Origin of the sequence: Pseudorhodoplanes sp. (assembly GCF_050250235.1) — a bacterium.
Lineage (GTDB): Bacteria > Pseudomonadota > Alphaproteobacteria > Rhizobiales > Xanthobacteraceae > Pseudorhodoplanes.
This window is the reverse complement of sequence record NZ_JBFWPA010000124.1, coordinates 1-18,181: the sequence shown is the minus strand read 5'-3', so window position 1 is coordinate 18,181 and position 18,181 is coordinate 1. Positions and strand designations below refer to the sequence as shown.

Sequence of the window (18,181 nt, the reverse complement as noted above, 5' to 3'; positions counted from 1 at the left end):
CTTGGCCTTCGACACGTCAGGATGCTCCATCAACTTGTCGAACAGCTTCGAAAGCTCGCCCTTATTGCGATAGATGTTCTGCGGCAGGACCGAGAAATTCAACGGCGTGCCGTTTTCCGTCTGTGTCGGCAGCAGATCATGCTCGTTCAGTACGGCGAGCGGAATCCAGGCGAGGGCAACAATGTCGCGCACCTTGATCGGCTTGCTATCGTCGCTGTCCCAGTCGTTGCTTTTCCACTCGATTCGATCAGCGATCTCCGGAGGAAGACGCTTGCGCATTTCCTCGTAGAAGCCACGCTGGTTCGCTTTGGCCTCGGACGTGAGCTGCGCGTTGTTGTTGCGGGCCGCACAGACGTCGATCAGAGCAAGCCGGAACTCCGATACCACGTCGTCGTTCTCGGGATCTGACGGGACCAGAAGCTCGACCGGCAGCTTGAACTCGAACTGATCCTTGATGGCGTTGACAGCCTCGCGGTTGATCTCCCACGCGGCCTTCATGTCCTCCCAGAGCTTGAGCTTCTTGATGTCCTTGTCGGCCATGACGTGACTCAGCAGGAAGGTACCGAGCGCCAGCATGTTGTGCCCGCCGTCGAGAAGACCTTCGTAGGCCGGATTGTTGAAGCGAAGCTCGTACCGCTTGCGATCCAGCTCAGCGTAATCCGAGGTGCCAAGGAGAATGCCCTTGGTCTTGAACTGGAAAATCTCGGGCGCCTCGCGGACGCTTTCGATGATGTCGGTGACGACGCTGTTGGCCTTGGCCGAACGCGGGTTCGCGTCGAGCGTCGCATCATCGAACAGGCTCAGCAGGTTCTTGGCCTGGACAAAGCCCACGACGCGCTTTATCGGCCCGTCAGCCTGCTCGGCTGCTTGGTCGAAACGGATAATCGTCTTGTAGGGATTGGTCTTGATCATGGTTCTCTCGATTTCCTGGAGAGAACCGGGCCCTGTTGCACAGGCGCAAATACGTGTGTCGACTACCCGAGCTTTCCAGCCCTGCTCCGACCTACGCCATCCGGCGACTGACAACCGAACTCGGTTCGGTTCACCTTTGCCCTTCCGGGCGCTCAGACCGCCATCCGGCAGCCGCCTCTGATCCAGAAGCATTCGGAAGATGTGGGCGAACAGGTGCGAAGTCAAGCCGTCCGGCGCAAGAAAGTCAGATGCACATGCAAACGACCTACTGCTACGCGCGGCTCCGTGCACATTCAACGACTTCCACGCCCAGCTGGTTCTTGAGCGGGATCAGCCAAGCCGGCAGCGAGCCTTCCAGGACCAAAACGACCCGGGCGGATCTGTCCTCGTCATCGCTCGTCTGTACGGCCCTCATCACGGCCAGATACTTTACGCATTGGTAGATGCCCCGGGTGATGTCGGCATCCGCCGACCGTGCCGATTTCACCTCGGCCGCAACCCAAGTTTTTCCAATCCGAAATGACACGTCGAGGAAATCGCCAGACGGCAGCGGATCCTCTTGCTGTCCTGACGGGGTCGATCTGGGAAGAACCAGCACTGTGGGATTTGCCGCGATGAAGGCCTTCAGCGCCTTGTGGTCTTCGCTGTCTCCGCCACCGAAGGCTGCCGCCTTCCGGTTTGCTTCCGCGAAGTTGGGCGGTGGATAGCTCAGGCCGAGCGCATCCAGGACGTCGCGCCATCGGGTGTATCCGAAGATGTCTTGCAGCTTGCCGTCGATGATCTCGCGCTGCCGCGCGCGTAAAAGGCCTTTGAAGTCTTCCGGAATGTTGAGAAACCATCCGACGCCCTCGCCCGGCAGTCCGGTATTCTTGTTGATGACCAGGCATTGGATCGGCGAAATGCCCTCACGCCAAGATTTCGATAGTTCGCCGAGCGTATTGCCGATCGCTCCCAACACATAGTTGAGATTGCGCGGATTCGGCATTCCGAGCTCGAGTGCGAGTTCGTTGTATCCGATCGTGCGCGCGGCCTCGGCCTGCCTCACAAGCAGCGGCAATGCTTCGCGCGCCCGGCGCTGATAGAGCTTGTCGCCGTCTATGGTCGACGACCACTCGCCGGTCTCTGCCACGTGCCACTCCTTCGGCTTCGCAAAAACACCCTTCCGACCGCCATGTGCGTCGATGACGTGGTCGAACTCGCTCCTGATGAACTCAATCATTTAGATCCGACGCCGTCAGAATTTCACCTCCCAATACCTCACGAACGCAGCCATCGACAGCCCGAACTATCTGGGTCAATTCAAGAATACTATTCAACAAAATTCGCAAGCGACCGAGTTCGTCGCCGGTAAGGGGCACGCCATGGCGTTTAGCAATCCAGTTGCGAACGACCGGATAACCGCTGCACGAGTAATTCCACACTTCCAGCAGAACTCCCGGAATTACGCCCCCAGAGCCTAGGTGCACTGCGTTCTCAGCCCACGAGGCGCCGCGGTCACATCTGCCTTGCGCAAGCGCTTCTTCTTGCGCTTCCTCTTGAGCCAACAAACCATCTGACTGAGTTGACAGCGCAATAATCTTATTTCCCAGATCAATTAGGTACGATGCTAGTTCCCTGGACACCGTAAAGGGGATGCGTACTTCCTCATCCTTCAGGTCCGAAGAATACTGCTTCGTGTAGGCTGCGCTACCGAGCACTGCTACGATGTAGGCAAAGACTTCAGAATCCTCGACATGTCCCCATCGCTTAGCAAGGCCCTTCACAACGCTCCGACTCAAATTCGAAACCTGCCGATGCTGATCGAATACTCGATCGTGCCTCCACAAAGGGAAGGCGGTGCCACCGTATGACCCTCGAAACAGATGCATGTCCGGCAAGCATTCAGCAACACAACAGCCCGCCCCCTCACCATGCCCTTTGTTTAGGGTCACCAACGCAATATTGCGAATCTGAGCATGATCTGGATCAAAAAACGCATTTCGCAGAATAGGACGCGGTAGCTCCACATACGAAGGGTGATAGTAGATCCATCGGTAGTCGAACTGCCGATACTTGATTGGCACAATCATTGACTCATCGAAGGACGCAGCGTGCGCGACATCAGCTGACCGATGGTGACTACTGCCAAACGTCTCAACAATTTTATTTCGATCTGCCAAGGAGACGAATCTAGCAATTTTCCTCTTCAGGACAGACTTAGTTTCGCCGATTACTAGTGAGTCCCGGTGAGACTTTACGCCTGGAGAGCAAACGCCGAACAAATCTTTTAAGCGCGGCCAGTCCCAAAACGTGTTTTGACTGATCGGCGTCAGTCGATGCGTTCCGGTCTTCCATCCATCAAATGGCGATCCCGCGCTTTTATTCGCTTCTAACAGCGCTGTGTACTTTGCCTTGCGCTCACCAGGAAGCGCTTTGTACCGGCGCGGATTCTCCGCCTCCCGGTGAGCAGTAGTGTACCAAATTGATATTGCTACGCCGGTTTGAATATCAAAAACGTTTTCGTCTATCTCTGATTTTGACGGTGACCGCGAGTCCCCGCCAAGATCGATTATTAGACATTGATCGAATTGATCAATCAGCGATGACCTCATCGCCAAAAAGCTTTCTCCGGCCAAATAAGATCGATTTGTTATTAAGCCGACGATTTGACCTGCTCCGTGCGGTCGCAGAAGCCGCTGACACAAGTGAAAGAACGCAACGAAATCATCCGCCAGGTTGTTCATTACGTGTGGTCGTTGCATTGCTTTCGGCAGTCTTAGGAAATATTCCTCACGCACCCCATCATATGCTTGACTTCCCCAGAGATTTCTTTTTGTGGTCGTTCCTCTGGTTCGCTCGCCTAAGTACCCAGCATAGGGCGGATTGCCAATGACGACAGTGAAGCTGGCCCCCGTTTTCGCAGTGTTGGCGGCAGCTGCTTCGTGAGCGAGAGCGGCCGCGATGAACTGCAACTCTCCCGTTAGATCATGCGCCGGCTCTAAGGCGTTGGTCAGAAACACGTGCGCGCGCTCATCTGATCCGAACCTGTAGCCCGTCTCGACGAGCTTCAGCCCGATCTTCATATGGGCGATAGCGTAGGGCGCCATCATCAGCTCGAAGCCGGACAGCCGCGGCAGCAGGTGGCGTGGCACATACTCGTTCCAGCGCCGCTGGATCTCGGCCTCCGACCATTTCTGCGCTTTCCAGTGCTCCATCATCCGCTTGTGGATGAGGTCGATCACTTCGACCAGGAACGTACCGGTGCCGGTAGCCGGATCGAGGATCTGCACGAACGGCGCATTCGGATCAACGTGCTCCGGGATCGTGATCTTGTCGTTGCGCGCCGCCAACTCGGCCCAAGTCATCGTGTCGGCCAGACCAAGGGGTACATCGAATTCGGTGCGCAGGATCTCGTCGACACCGCGCACAATGAAGTTGACGACCGGCCTCGGCGTATAAAACACGCCCCGCTGCATGCGCTTCTGCGGATCGTACTCCTTCAGGAACAGCTCGTAGAAGTGGATGACCGGATCTTCTTTCGGATTGCGGTCTCCAAAGTCCCGGAGCACGGCCTCCATATTCGTTCGCACGAGCATGTCGACGACGTTGCGCACGCCCAGTTCGTCGAAGTCCATTTCCTTGCGTTTGTCGCGCCCGCCCAATGCAAGGAACGTCTCGAACAACTCGCGCAGGAACGGATTGGTCTTTGGCACCATGTCAGTGAGGTTGTCCGCCACCAGGGCACCAGACGGCCGCGAGATGCGGGCCGCGAGCAGACCATAGGCGATGGTCTGCGCAAACATATCGGCAAAGCCGTCCTCGTCCAGATCCTGGATCAGGTTCTTACGGAACGCCTCCAGCATCTTGCGCATGGCGCCATCGTCGGTCTCGGCCTTGAGCAGCTGGTTCGCCCGCGCCCGGATATCGGTTGCCAGTGACGCGAGCCGGATGGCCAGATCCTTAGAGGTCTGTATGACCTCGTTGTGGCGCGTCTCGAACACAGCACTCCACGACGCCCGCCATTCATCTTTGTCGTCCGGTTCATCCGGCCAGCGCAGCTTTTCGCTCAGCACGCGCGCGACGTGATCATTGTGCAGGAACGTGTCCTTGGCGTTCCAGCCCAGGACCTTGAGTACCGGGAGGTCGCCCGAGCCGTTCTCGTCGGAGAAGTGCACGATGGCCAACTCGCGCTCGCCCGACTTGCCGAAGTTGGCCGCGAAGACAAGGTCGTGAAGTTGCCACGTCTGGCGATAGACCGCAGCCGAGCCGGCGCGCTTCTTCACGACCAGGGCACGCAACATGCGTCGCAGCACCGTGATCGAGATGGTCTTCTCTTCGAAGCTGACGAAGAAGATGCCCCAAGGCTGGCCATCGACAAGTGGGCGCAACTGGTGGATCTCGCGGATCTTGGCAATCTCTTCGGGCTTCAGTCCCAGCTCGCCCGGCGCGTACTCGAAGACAACGTCCTCGAACCCGTAGTCCTCGCCAATGGGCCAATCCAGCTTGTCGCGCAGAAGGTCCACCAGCCGGGAGAAGTTCGTAATCCGCGCCAGCTCGTCGGCTGAGATCGCCCTCATTCTCGCCCCCTTCAACGTCAGTTCAGTTCCATCCAGCACACCAGCGTCGGTGTAACACCGATGGGCGCCTGCAGCGGTCGAAGATGGTCCTGGACGATGGCCTTCTCAACCTTCTTGCGCAACTCGGCGAGGTCCACCTGCTTATACGAGCAGTGCCGCGGCGTCTCCGGCGTGGAACGGATCAGGTTAGCGATGGAGCCCGGATCAGTCATGACGCGATTGCCTTTGAGATCGTAGCAACTCCATACCGTCAACCCTGCCGCCGTCGACCAGCGTGGCTGGCCGCTCTCATCGTCGATCTGGGCCGGGTCCGGGCGGGGAATGCGCCAGCAGAAGAAAACAGCGCGGCTCTCAGGCAGAGGGCTCTCCTTGCCTGAGAAGGCCTTTGTCGGCATGCGCGCCATCTGTTCGGCGAGCTCAGGGTTCTCTCGCAGCAGTGTCTGATATTCGAGACGCAGCTGCTCCATGTCACTGAGGGTGCCGTCACACTGCTCGTTGAGTTCCTTCACAGGATCGAACTCGTCATCCGGTGTCAGCAGCTTCCGGCCTTCGATGCCGAGCGTGCGCGAGATCACCAACGTCTTGTTGTTGACGCGCTGGAACAAGCGCAACAGCCCGTCCAACTCGTCAGGCGGAAGGAAATTCCAGAACGCAATCGTGTCTCTTGTGGCGGCCAGATGCGGGTGGTCACCGAGTAACTTCTTCTCGATCTCAGGATTGCGACGGCGATCAACACGGCCAATGCGCTGCATGAGCCGCACCGGATTCCAGTGCAGGTCGTAGTTGATCAGCCGTGTTGCGTCCTGAAGGTTCAGACCTTCAGCGAGCACGTCCGTGCTGATGAGGACCTGGATCTCCGCTTCGCCCTTGTCGACCAGCTTCTGGCTCGTCGACGCGTTATAATAAGGGGAGAACCTTCGGATTGCGTTGCTCCGCTGTGAGGCTGAGCTGTCACCGTCAATCCGTTGGATGCCAGTGATGCCGGCGTTCTTCAGTTGCTCTTCGAGGTAGCGGGCTGTATCGGCAAACTCCGTAAACAGCAGCACCTTCTCGCCCTTGAGATCTTTATCCGACTTCAAGAGTTTGATCAGTGCCTTCAACTTGTCGTCACGATCCGGCTTTACGCGCCCGGCAAGCTTCAGGAACTCCGCAAGCTGCTCCATGTCGTCGAGCGTGTCGTCGAAAATGCGCTCGATGTCGTAGTTCTGTGAATCCAGCTTTTCGACTTTGTTGAGGATGTCCTCGTTCAGGATCGGCTCATCCTCGTCGTCATCATCGGGTTCAAGCCCGAGTTTCGGCGCGGCTTCATGGACGTACTTGACCAGCGCCTCGTGCTTCTTCGTCCAACGTTCAAGACGGTGATGCTGGTGAGTGCTGGCGGCATGCACCGTCACCCAGGCGAGCAGCTTCTGGAGTAGGCGCCAGCACGAGCCTTCGAATGCTTTAGCAGAACTCTCGAAGCGTTTCAGGAAGAGCGTCCGGATCAGGATGACGACCTGCTTTTGTCGCCCGATATCCCATTGTTGAAGTTCTTCGCTGTCTGGATCACCTGTCCAGTAAGCCAAAGGGTTGTAAATTCCTAGGACGAACAGAGGCTGTGTCTTATCAAAGGCCCGCTCAACCTCGTCGAGTAGCTTATCGTAGGTAACCTTGAGGTTATACGGAGCAACTCTTGGCGAGCTACGCTCCGGAAAGAGCGCTTGGTTGCCTCCCAGCGGCTTCTGGCTCTCTTTGACGTACGCGCGGCTGCGCTGAACAACGAGCTCGTTGAACAGGAGATCATCGCGCAGGACGTCCTCCGCCTCCAAGATTTCAGAGCCTTCTCCAAGTCCACCATCACTTGCTTGCGGCAACCGCCCCATGATCGCCCGCTCGACGTCGATGAAGTGACGCCTGATGCTGTGGATCCCGAGTCGCGGTGCGAAGTGTCGCTCGTCCGCATTCGTAAACAGCTCGATCAGATGACGGAAATCGTGAACCGAGTTGTTGATGGGCGTCGCTGTGAGCAAGAACACATTCTTCGACCGGCCCGCCTCATGCAGCAGTCGCTGGAGCTTGCGATAGCGTGATTCCTCTTTGACGCCTGTCCCCTTGAGTCCGGGATTTCTGAAGTGATGAGCTTCGTCGATGATCACCACGTCCGCATCGCGGATGGTCAATTCGAGGTCCCTGGCAAACTTGCCCTTCCTCTGCAGATCGGTGTGATTGTAGAGAACAAAATTGACGAACCCACTGTTGAGATCAGGAAGAAATGTCGGGATAACTCGTTCCCATACGTCTTCGCGGGCGGATTTAGGCGCGAGCAAGACGACACGCTTCCCTTGTTGCACGACCAGCCGTTCAATCAGCATCAATCCGACGAACGTCTTGCCGAGACCAACGCCGTCGCACAGAAAAGCTCCGCCATACTGCGATGAGATCGCAATCAAGTTCTTGTAGGCATCCTGCTGGTACTTATCGAGAACGCGGAACATTTGTGACTGATCTGACTCCCATACGTCTGGCGTGAGCGCCTCGCCTTGAAACAGAGCATCAAGCGCGCGCGTCCAAATCTCATATGGCTTTCGCAACTCGACGTGCCGCTCGATCGTCCGAAGCATGTCAGCCGTCACGTCTTCCGCATCGTCCCAGTGCCGTTCGTACCATTCCTGGAGGAGGCCGACTTCCGGGCCGCGGATCTGAACGTTCAGCTCCACGTTCTGCGACACTCCAGGAAACGTGAAGTTGGAAGATCCTACCAAGCCGAACGAACCCACGACTGCCGTCCGCGCGTGGGTCAGATAGGCTTTTGCGTGGAACTTGTCCCGACGGTAAACTCTGCAGACGATCTGGCCGCTTTGGAGAGCCGCAACGATCGCTGGAACGCCTTGCAGAAAGTCGTTCTTGGACTTCTCCGCCTCCAAGCTCGCTTCTAGACGTTCGGTGATCCTGGCCAGCCCCAGAGCGAATGCTCTCTTCGACCTGAGGGAAACCTCATCGCCCATCAAGATGCGTATGCGATCGACGCCCTGCCACTTGTCTTTCAGCGCCAGCAGGGCACCGACTTCGAAATAGGCCGTCGCGACGTCGATGGCTTCTGAGATCTCGCACCAGTCATGCAGGTATTGTAGGACCTTCCAATTCTCGTCGCTGTTATCGACAATGAAGAGTTCGCTACCTGCCTTTTGTGCGTCTTTGAGTTCCAACATAGCCCCCTGTGATGGAATCGGCTCAAATCAGAGCCTTGGACTTGGGCGCCAGCTCGGCATGGACGGCCTCGAACTTGGCAGCCATCTGCCGGAGTGCGATCAGTGCCAGCACCGGTTCGGCGTACTGGTCCGGCCGCAGCGCTGTGTTTGTCCAAAGCTGCTCGGCAGCCTTGAGCAGCGTCCGAGAAACGTCGTTCAGATCAACCACCACTCCGCAATCCCCCTGCTCAAATCAGTGCAGGTTGGAGATTGCCATAGGTCGTGCAAGGAAGGCCAGCGTGGGCTGGCCGATGGGCGTTGTGGCTGTGGGCAGGCCAGATGCCGGGAGTGAAGGGTGCGGCGGTGCTCGAAGTAAGCTCCTTATCGCTCGCACCTGAACAAACAGCTTTTCCAGGAACGGCTCGTCACTGCCGGTCCGACTGTTACACGGGAGAAGGAATAGCGTGTCGCCTTTTCTTGACGACCACAAAATCGCGGCGCGGGGGAGCAATGAATGGGACCACTCTGCACTTTGTCATTGTTTTAATATAGCGGGGATGCTTTTCTATTCGCGCGATAACACTGCCTCTTTCTTCGCTCGAAAGATGAATCTCCAATTCGCGAGGAATAGGGGGCCGAACTTTGGATTCGAAGTCATGGAGAGCACATGCACTAGCGAAGTCGCGAATGGCGCCTGAAACAATATGCTCGATCGGCCTGCCTTTGTGCTTCTTCGGGGCACTGAGGGTTCTGTTCATTGCTGCGTGACCGGGCTTTTCGTGCTCAGGAGCATTCAGCCGCTTCGGCGAGAGCGGCACCGAATAAATCCCGAACGACCATTTCTTCGCGTCCTCTATGTAAGCTCTGAGCTGATGGCGGCTGCTACCGTATTGCTCAGGAAACCGGCGCGCGAGCCATGCTTTGAAGGCTAACCTAGCCTGTGCTGGATTCACGATGCTGCGTGGCAACTCCAGCAGTTCGGCAGCTCCATAGAGGCCGGCAAATCGACAGTCTAACTCTTGAGGCCGCCGAAGTGGGCAGATTCTAAATTCCATCCCCAGGTGAGAAACCCGAGCTACAGCCCGTGAGAAGTTGTAGTAGGGGGCTGCGGAATCTCGTTCAGCCATCGTCGCCTCCCAAGTCTTCACATCCAGCATAGGTAACCTTGGTTAGGGGACTACTAATTCATAGGCCGCAGCACTCCCTGCCAAGTGAAAGCAACAATACCGTTCGGGGCCGAGACCGCTCTGGTCGGAAAGGTAGGCTCTGTTATTCGGCATCCCAGCCTCCGTGGTGGAGAAGTGTCGACAGGCCCCTCGCCCAGGCCCGCTGAAGCCGCTCGTCTTGGTCCTCAAGGCGCTGGTAGGTCTGCCAGCGCATGCCCTTCGGCTTCTCCGGGAATGGGTCATCGATGCCACCCCGGCCGCCGAGCTTATCCCGGATCTTGAGGGCCCGGCTGGCGGCCCGGGCGAACGGTGGCTCGTACTGGCTCTCGTACTGGAGTCCGCTGCATTTTCGGCACCGAAACCGGATGCCGCCGTAGATGATCCGACAGCGCCGACCGCAGGACAGACAGCGGAACCAATCGCGGCATCCGCCGAAGTTGGTCGGCGTCTTGATCAAGGGCACGACCTCCTCGATCTGTTGCCAATCCTCGCCGTGTTGCCGGGCCCGGTAGCTGAGCTTGAGGCCGTCCTGAACCAGCGTGAGCTGGATCGAGCCAGTCTTCTCCTCGCGGACCGACCACGTCAACGTCGACCACCGGCCCTGCGTCAGCATGTGCTTGCGGCGCAGCCAGTCGAGGTCGATCGAGTGCGCTCTATGGCAGAGGTCGGCTGTGAGCCCGAGGCCCGCCGGTCGGCCCGATCCACGCCCTCCCAATTTTTTCCCTCCCGGATTTTCCCGAAATCAATTGGGAAGTTGACACTGAACACCTGGCAGAAGAGCCAGCGGCGCCATTGGCGACGGTCATTTTGCGAAACGAACCCAATTTCAGGCTAACTCGACCACGGAGAGTGTCTGCTCGTCGGCAGGCGTCGGCGGGATGGGCTCGATGGTCTTGAGGCGCCACTCCTGAGCTTCGCGCAAGGCCCTCAAGGCCTTAAAGAGCTGGTTGTCGAGCGTGGTCTGGTAGCGCGACAGGACCTCCAGGGTGCCTGCCGGGAGCACGCTGGCCCTGGCTCGCACCTGCTCGGTAATCGCGAGCAGCTTTGGGCGCGTCTCGGCCTCCCGCAGCTCCTTTCGGCACCATATCGTGAGTTCGGCGATGTAGCCCGTGAGGCCGCCGGTATGACCCGCGAGGAACTTCTCGGCAGTGTCTCCATCGGCATCCGTCAGGAGCTGGTCGTAGACCGTGGGCGCTGATGCTTCCAGCGACCGAAGGTCGATCTCCTCCAAGGCCTCGATCTCGGCCATGGCCGTCTTGCACCACGCCTCGCGGTCAGCGCTGAAGGGCTGCAGGTCGGCCAGCTTGATCTCGGAGCTGTAGCCGCGCCCCAGCTCGGTTGACACGCTCTTAGCCGTTGGCACGGCTTCTCGGGCAAGCGTGATCGCCGCCGTCTCGGCCCTGACGAGGCGCCGCTGGCGCCAGATCGTAGTGGCGATACGCTCGACGAGCGCGGCCTCGGCGATGCCCACCGGCCTGAGGGAGTGGCACAGGTCGTCGGTCAACTCCTCGAACTCGCTCCGGTCCTCGTCTTCCAGGAGTAACCTGCCGCTGAGTAGGCCGTGTCGTGTCGCGTTTCGGCTCGCCATGGCTTTGCCCTCGGCCGTGGTCGGGCCAGCGCTGCGCTGGGCGTTCGCACGGTTCGCGGCAAGGCGCTGTTCGGTGGTGCTCATCGGCCAGATCCTAGCGCCAAATCAGATGCCAGGAACCTAAGGGAAATGGCTTGGCCGGTCACTTGGGCGGGGGTGAGCAGGAGGGCGTGGAGCCGGCCGCGACCGGCCCGTTGACCGGAGCGCCATTTTTCCACAGCGTCGAAGTGTTGCGGGGTCCGGGAATCGTTGTAGTAGCCTGCTCATGAGCAAGCACTTCAATCTCATGGAGTTCCTCCGCAAGGCGCCGAACGAACTGCTGCAGCTCTACTGCGAGCGTGAGGGCATTCTGGGTGGCTTCGCATGGGAGCAACGAAAGCAAACCGATGCGGAGAAAATCGCCACCGCGCTTGCGGCAGAGGGCAAGGGGGTAACCGATCGCGTCAAAATCCACTTCCGGATGCTTTGGGACATTTCGGGTCGTGGCTTCACGCACGGCGCCTTGAACGAGGCGAAGTTCTGGGGCGACGATGAAGCGGCTACCACAATCAAGCAATTGAAGAGTCACTTGGCGAAAGCGTTCTGGACTACGCTGGAGCGCCCCAATTTTGTGAAGAACGCCAAAATACTAAGTGCGGTGGATGCGCTGCCTGACGGCGCCTGGGTGAAGCGCGGCGGTTTGCCAGCCCGACCAGGGCCCGTAGATGAAGCAGTTGTTGCCTCGCTCGAAGCAAGCTTGGTCGAGTTCTTCACTCGCACGGAATACCGCGGGGACTACTGCAAGATTGACGCAATTCGTAGGGGCGGCGAAGAGATCTTTCACGCCTATGCAGCGGATCATCCCGATTCCGACATGTTCTGGCGTGGTAGCCAGCTCGAAGCCCAAGTTTTCAATCCCTCGATTAGATTGATCTTCAAGCATGACGATGTAAGGCGAACGCTCGACATCCACGTATCTGACGACCGCCGCAAAATTCCGGTGCTGCAACAGCTATTCGCTAGGGCCGTGCTCGCCGAGGAAATACCCGAGGTCGATCCCAGCGACAGCCCGATTTACAGAATTGACCACGTTCTTGAGAATGGATTCGAGTTCGAGTATTCACCGGACCTCGGCATCGCCGATGTCCGTGTGGTCAAGGCTCGCTTTGTGCTGGAGGGCGAGCCTTGGCGGAGATTCCTAGTTGAAGCTGACAACGCGAAGGTTAGGAATGCTCTGACCGCGTTGGTGGACCAGTTGACACAGGAGCTGCGGAAGGTCCGCCCGCGGCTGCGCCTAGACCAAATTCATCTCAAGGTGGCGTTCGTGAAGCAGCCCGACGAGCGCCGAGGGAAGATTCGGGATTGCATCATCACCGATCCCAATGTTCTGCGCCTCAAAAAGGATGACCTCGGCGAGAAGATCGAGGCGATGTTGATGCAGTCCGGCATTGAGTGCAGTGACGAGGACGAGGCGTCATGACGCCCAAACTCCATTCTGTCTTGGTCGCCCTACTTGGCCGCGTCTCCGAGCGCGGTGGACGGCCCGAAGCTGTCTTCTTGGTCAGCGAGTTGTCGAAGTGGCCGTATGGTGCGGCGCAAACCCTGAAGAGCGCTCGATTGCTCCGAGAGCTGCCTCAGGCGGAGAGCGTAACCTGCTTGGCCTGTGAGGAGAGGTGCCTCCGCCCAGTGACAAGTGAGATCAGTGATGAGTGCCGCCCGCGGCGGGCCACCTGGACTTGCCATCTTCATGAACATCTCGGCCCTTTCGACGAGCCAGTCGAGATCTTGCAGCGATTCAGCAGCAGTCGGGAGATGGTGGCGAAGTTTGTCGCGCGGGCATTGAAGCTCGAAGTCCGCGATCATGATGCGAACTGGCGGCGATCGAGCTTCGCCACATTGAAGATGGACGGCAAGAGCCGTGCCTTCAGCATCGAGTTCGATGGCCATGCCGTGGTTAAGCTAGGATCAGCATCGATTGACCTTGTCGAGCTGCTGGAGTGGGATAGCACCATTTCGATCGATCGGGCAGCACTGGCGGCCTGTTTCAATGCCTCCGTCGACACCCTATCGGGAGAGAAGCGCATTCAACCATCGACCACCGTGCGCGAGGTCGCGAAGCTCACCACACAGTTGCGCGTTCGGAAACTACAACGGCGCATCGATGTGTTGGCCACCAAGCATCCGCAACTCAACAAGGAGCAGCTCGCGAAAAAGCTGGTCAAGGCGGGCGAGGGCGAGGGCATGAGCGCAGGCCGGATTGCGCGGGTCACTCGAATGCCGAAGAAACTCAGGCGGAAAAATTTCGCCTGAACGCCTGATTAAGAATGCTGAGAATTCAATATCTTGCCGAGCTGCGACACTCGACATGCTTGGCGGTCTTGCGCACCTCGCATCGGTTCAACACTCTGAAAACGCTGGGTATCGGCGCGCAGGTTGCCCCCTGTGATCGCCCCTGCATTGGGCGCACGTTGCCTCCCACAACACTGTTTGGCCGTGGAGGTTACGATGAGCGACAAGCCCGACAATGATGACGCCGAGGGAGCGCCTGGTCCCTTTGATCCTAGCCGGTTGAGGCTGTCCCAGAGCTTCTCGCACGGCTCGGACGTGCGGCGCGCGCTAGTGACGGTACCTGTTCGCAAGCCCAGCGCGCAGGACTTCTTCCGGGTCCATCCTGACGAGAACTGGCGCCTCGATACCGCGCTGATCGAAATCAAAGCAGATCGCGAGATCTACCTGGTCGATCCCGCGATCTGGCCGCTCTTTCCGAACGAGTGCAAGCCTCGCACGCTCTACACGACGATCGACCGCCGAAACGTGCTGACGCTCTGGCCCGTGCGGTTGCCCGATGAGAACGGACGTCTGGACGACTGGAACCGATCGGCCCATGAAGCCGCACAAATCGCCATGGAGAAATGGGTACGCATGTCGGCGGACATGGCATTGGGTGCATATCGCATCGACGTGGCGGTGGGGGCGTTTCCGGACCCGGTCTGGCCGACCGACGTCACCTTCGCTGACCTCCTCAAGATCGCGTTCAAAGGCAAGATGATCGAGGACCTCGACCATCCGGTGCTGCGTCGGCTCCGGGGGGAAATCTGATGGCCTGCGCACTCAGTCATTTCCTCAGCGTCTGGTGCATTGCTGTCGCGGTCGAGACGCGGCCCGGTGAGTGCTTGAAGCCGATAGCGATTGCAGCCACGGACCTTTCATCAACGGCCGTCGTGCAGCTCGGGATGCCAAAACTGCGCGGCGTTCGTCGGCCGCCGTACCCGACGGGACCGCTCACACTCATCGTCACGATCGACGCTCAACTGCTCGCCGGCTGCCATCTCGCGCTGGGCTGGCGCATGCCGGAGCGGATCATCGATCTGAAAGTGGAGTTCCACAACGATCGTTCGGTTGCCCGAGCGATGGTCGGTGGGCTTGCCGGCGCGCTCGCGGCAGCCGGACAGCCAGCGACGATGGGTCTGCTGTCGGGGACGTCGCCGGCCCAGATGAGGGGGCGGCTTGACGCTGTTGCGCGTCTCTTCGCCAGCAAGCGCGACAGCCTCGACCTCGGTCGTAGTCTGTTGCGTGGTCGCTACCTCTGCGCCGTGGCTCGCATCGAGGCTGCCGGCCTACCGGTCGATGGCGAGCTGATCAAGCAATTGCGCATGGATTGGTCAAAGATCCTGGAGCGCGTCATCTCCAATGTCGACGAAAGCCTCGGCGTCTACCGGGGCTGTCGCCTGGACGAGACGGCCTTCTCGCACGTGCTCGAACGTCACGGCATCGACTGGCCGCACACGGCGACGGGCGCGCTCACTCTCGACGACGCCACATTCCGAGAAATGTCTCGGTTGCACCGCGTGTTGTGTCCGATCAAGCAGCTCCGCGCCACGATGATCGGCTTCGATCCCAGCGCGCTCGCCATAGGACGTGACGAACGCAACCGGACGCCATTGCGCCCATTTGCGTCGCAAACTGGTCGCAATCAGCCGAGAGCCAAGGCGTCCGTGCTGGGGAGCGCAGGCTGGGTGCGCCACCTGATCCTGCCAGCACCCGGCACCGGGCTCGCTATGCTCGATTGGCAGCAGCAGGAGTTCGGCATCGCGGCTGCCCTGTCCGGCGATGGCAAGATGCAAGCGGCCTACCGATCCGGCGATCCGTATTTGGCGCTGGCAGTCACGGCAGGGGCCGTTCCCGCCGGCGGCACCGGCTCGACCCACTCGCACGAGCGCGAGCGCTTCAAGCGATGCGCGCTGGGCCTGCAGTATGGAATCGGTCGAGCGCGGCTGGCGCGCCAGCTCGGCATACCGGAGAGTGTCGCCGCCGCAATGATTGACGGCCATCGATCGGCGTTCCCCCGGTTCTGGGCGTGGCTGGACGCGGTCGAGATGCGAGCGCTCGCTGATCGCGAGATGCGCTCGGTCTTCGGTTGGCGGTTGCCGATCGATGCCGCGACGAACCCGCGCTCGATCCGCAACTTTCCGATGCAGGCGAACGGAGCCGAGATGCTCCGGCTCGCATGCTGCCTGATGACAGAGGCCGGCATCCGAGTTTGCGCGCCGAATCACGACGCAGTCGTGATCGAGGCACCGCTGGCGGATCTCGATGAAGTCGTTTCCACCGCCAAGCGCCTCATGGGAGAGGCTAGCACAGTCGTCCTCGGAGGCTTCAGCCTTCGGGCGTCGGTACGCACAGTGCGAGGGCCTGACAGATGGTCGGAACCAAAAGGACAGGCGATGTGGTCGGCGGTCTTGGCAGCCCTTGGGAAGCCACCTGCTCACCAGCGCGACGCAACCTGCGCATCCGCAAGCCCCCGTCCCATCTAATAATATGTATCTATAAGGGTAGAGTAAAATGGCTCCCTTTGATCCCGACCGTCTGAGGCTTCGAGACCAACCGAGAGAAGCGCCCGTGCGACGGCTAGCAAAGCCGAGACGAGGTGAGCGCTTCCTCAAGGGGCCGGTTCCTTTAGCTTGGCTTGAGGCTGCTGCGCGACTGCCGGGTAAGTCGCTGCATGCCGGCATCGCGCTCTGGTACGCGGCCGGCCTTGCGCGGTCTTCTGCGATTCCCTTGAGCAACATCGCCGGGGGAGCCTTCGGTCTCGACCGGAATGCCAAGTACCGAGCGCTGGCGTGGCTCGAAGAGGCGGGGCTCGTAAAAGTCGAGCGCAATCTTGGTCGGGCGCCCATCGTGACGATTCTCGAACTTGCGCGACCCGCTCGTAGAGACAACGTCTAATTCAGGCGCAGCTCATGGCGGCCACTCCGACCAATCCTGGCGCATGGCCTCGCCTCATGAGGGCGGCGACAGCGGCCGCCTATGTCGACGAGCGTTCAGTTGGTGCTTTTCGCCGCTCGGTGGGTACACTTTGGCCCCAACCGCTTGTTGTCGCGGGAAAGGGAGAGCGATGGTTGAAGGAGGATCTCGACGCCGCGATCGACCGCGCATCTCGGAGGCCGGCGCTAGTCCGAGACGCCGCGGACATCTTATGAAACCGCAAGGCTGGCCCAGGTACATGCTTGCCAAGCGCCTCAAGTCGGGTCAGGTGGCCTACTATTGGAATGCTAGGAACGCTGACATCAGAAGCGGGTTCAGTCTGCATCGCGAGGCGCTAGGCACCGATTACGCCACCGCGAAGAACCGGGCCGACCAACTGAATCTGCATCTCGACGATTGGCGCATTGGCAGAGGCAATCGCCCCTTGCTGGAAACGGCGGCCAACTACGGCACAGTTGACTGGTGGATCCAGACCTATCTGCGGTCCCCCGCGTTCGAGAAGCTCAAGGAGCGTACGAAGCCCACCTACCGCTATCAGCTCGGTCTCCTGGCTGAACTCCCGACCCGAACCGGCCATCGCGTCGGACACCTTGCGGTGAAGGCAATCACGCCAGCGGCTGTAGACAAGCTCTACGAGGCTCTGCGAGGCGGCAAACTAGGCACGAAATTGCGGCGTGCAAACCATACGATCGACATCGCCAAGAAGGCGTGGGTGGTTGTGCAGCGGACCCACCCACAGTTGTTTCCTGCCTCAAACCCCTTCGTGGGGCTCACTCGGTTTAAGACTACTGGAACAATAAAACCTGCGACCAGGACTGAGGCATTCGCCCTCAGCGATGCAATCTGGGCTTATGGCCATCCGCATCTCGCCATCGTCCCGCTGGTATGCTTCGAGTGGCTCCAGCGTCCGGAGAACGTTCTGGCCGGCTACCTGAGGTGGACCGATTATCGCCCCCGCGAGCGGCCAGCCAATGTCAGGATCGTACACCATAAAACCGGCGTAGAGATCTGGCACCCCTTGGAGGAAGCCGGGATCCGCTTCTATCCAGAGCTGGAAGATCGCCTCGCCCAGCTTGAACGGCTCGCCATCCCTGTTGTGGTGACGCCCGGGATCAAGGGCTCGAATAGGCCGTACTCGTTCTCGTACGCAAAAAGGATCGTCCGCGAGGCCCGGCGCGCTGCTGGACTACCGGAGCATGTCACGATGACTGCGTGTCGTCATGGTGGAATGACCGAACTCGGCGATGCCGAACTCTCCGAACAAGGCGTGATGAGCCTATCGGGCCATCGCACTCCCGATGCCGCCAGAGGTTACGTCAAAAAGACCGATGCTCAGCGTCTTGCTGCGGCCCGCAAGAGGCGCGCATGGGTCGCCGAATTGGAACACGCGCAGTACGAGAGTCAGAATGGAGCCGGGAGACGAGAGTCAGAATGAGTTCGGAGAGAACGTTTGTCCTCCACGTAACCAACTGAAATGTAATGGGATATTGTGGCGATCCCGGCAGGATTCGAACCTGCGACCCCCAGATTAGGAATCTGGTGCTCTAT

At 59.4% G+C, this 18,181-nt stretch carries 13 protein-coding genes and 1 pseudogene; 6 read left to right on the top strand and 8 right to left on the bottom strand.

Annotated features, from left to right (window positions below; translation table 11 throughout):
* The 8 genes and pseudogenes from AB7F49_RS31440 to AB7F49_RS31405 form a co-directional block, all read right to left on the bottom strand.
* Window positions 1-912, bottom strand: a pseudogene (locus tag AB7F49_RS31440) (hypothetical protein); the annotation flags it as partial.
* Between the two features lie 271 nt (window positions 913-1,183).
* Window positions 1,184-2,131 (bottom strand): hypothetical protein, encoded by a 948-nt coding sequence (locus AB7F49_RS31435; RefSeq protein ID WP_428529774.1) that lies wholly within the window; start codon window positions 2,129-2,131, stop codon window positions 1,184-1,186.
* Window positions 2,124-5,468 (bottom strand): type ISP restriction/modification enzyme, encoded by a 3,345-nt coding sequence (locus tag AB7F49_RS31430; RefSeq protein WP_428529773.1) that lies wholly within the window; start codon window positions 5,466-5,468, stop codon window positions 2,124-2,126. The genes AB7F49_RS31435 and AB7F49_RS31430 overlap by 8 nt, the downstream gene beginning before the upstream one ends.
* A gap of 17 nt (window positions 5,469-5,485) precedes the next feature.
* A complete protein-coding gene (locus AB7F49_RS31425; protein WP_428529772.1) occupies window positions 5,486-8,656 on the bottom strand; it encodes a helicase-related protein in 3,171 nt (1,056 codons plus the stop codon).
* 22 nt (window positions 8,657-8,678) lie between these two features.
* A complete protein-coding gene (locus AB7F49_RS31420; protein ID WP_428529771.1) occupies window positions 8,679-8,867 on the bottom strand; it encodes a hypothetical protein in 189 nt (62 codons plus the stop codon).
* A 211-nt stretch (window positions 8,868-9,078) separates the two neighbouring features.
* The gene (locus AB7F49_RS31415; RefSeq protein ID WP_428529770.1) at window positions 9,079-9,762 is read right to left on the bottom strand and encodes a hypothetical protein; all 684 of its coding nucleotides are present in this window, start codon (window positions 9,760-9,762) and stop codon (window positions 9,079-9,081) included.
* Window positions 9,763-9,904: 142 nt separating this feature from the next.
* Window positions 9,905-10,414: a hypothetical protein gene (locus AB7F49_RS31410; RefSeq protein ID WP_428529769.1), complete on the bottom strand. Its 510-nt coding sequence runs from the start codon at window positions 10,412-10,414 to the stop codon at window positions 9,905-9,907.
* 213 nt (window positions 10,415-10,627) lie between these two features.
* Window positions 10,628-11,473, bottom strand: coding sequence for a hypothetical protein (locus AB7F49_RS31405; protein WP_428529768.1), 846 nt, complete (start codon window positions 11,471-11,473; stop codon window positions 10,628-10,630).
* Between the two features lie 181 nt (window positions 11,474-11,654).
* Here AB7F49_RS31405 and AB7F49_RS31400 point away from each other — a divergent pair, with 181 nt between their 5' ends.
* The 6 genes from AB7F49_RS31400 to AB7F49_RS31375 all read left to right on the top strand — a co-directional run bounded on the left by AB7F49_RS31400 (window position 11,655) and on the right by AB7F49_RS31375 (window position 18,068).
* On the top strand, window positions 11,655-12,848 hold the full coding sequence (locus AB7F49_RS31400; RefSeq protein WP_428529767.1) for a hypothetical protein: 1,194 nt from the start codon (window positions 11,655-11,657) through the stop codon (window positions 12,846-12,848).
* Between the two features lie 206 nt (window positions 12,849-13,054).
* Window positions 13,055-13,678 (top strand): hypothetical protein, encoded by a 624-nt coding sequence (locus tag AB7F49_RS31395; RefSeq protein ID WP_428529766.1) that lies wholly within the window; start codon window positions 13,055-13,057, stop codon window positions 13,676-13,678.
* A gap of 195 nt (window positions 13,679-13,873) precedes the next feature.
* Window positions 13,874-14,467: a hypothetical protein gene (locus tag AB7F49_RS31390; protein WP_428529765.1), complete on the top strand. Its 594-nt coding sequence runs from the start codon at window positions 13,874-13,876 to the stop codon at window positions 14,465-14,467.
* Between the two features lie 134 nt (window positions 14,468-14,601).
* Complete coding sequence (locus AB7F49_RS31385) at window positions 14,602-16,182, top strand: DNA polymerase (RefSeq protein WP_428529764.1); 1,581 nt, start codon at window positions 14,602-14,604, stop codon at window positions 16,180-16,182.
* 85 nt (window positions 16,183-16,267) lie between these two features.
* Window positions 16,268-16,594 carry a hypothetical protein gene (locus AB7F49_RS31380; RefSeq protein ID WP_428529763.1) on the top strand — a complete coding sequence of 109 codons (327 nt, stop codon included), beginning with the start codon at window positions 16,268-16,270 and terminating at the stop codon, window positions 16,592-16,594.
* Between the two features lie 277 nt (window positions 16,595-16,871).
* Window positions 16,872-18,068, top strand: coding sequence for a hypothetical protein (locus tag AB7F49_RS31375; protein WP_428529762.1), 1,197 nt, complete (start codon window positions 16,872-16,874; stop codon window positions 18,066-18,068).
* Window positions 18,069-18,181: the final 113 nt, after the last annotated feature.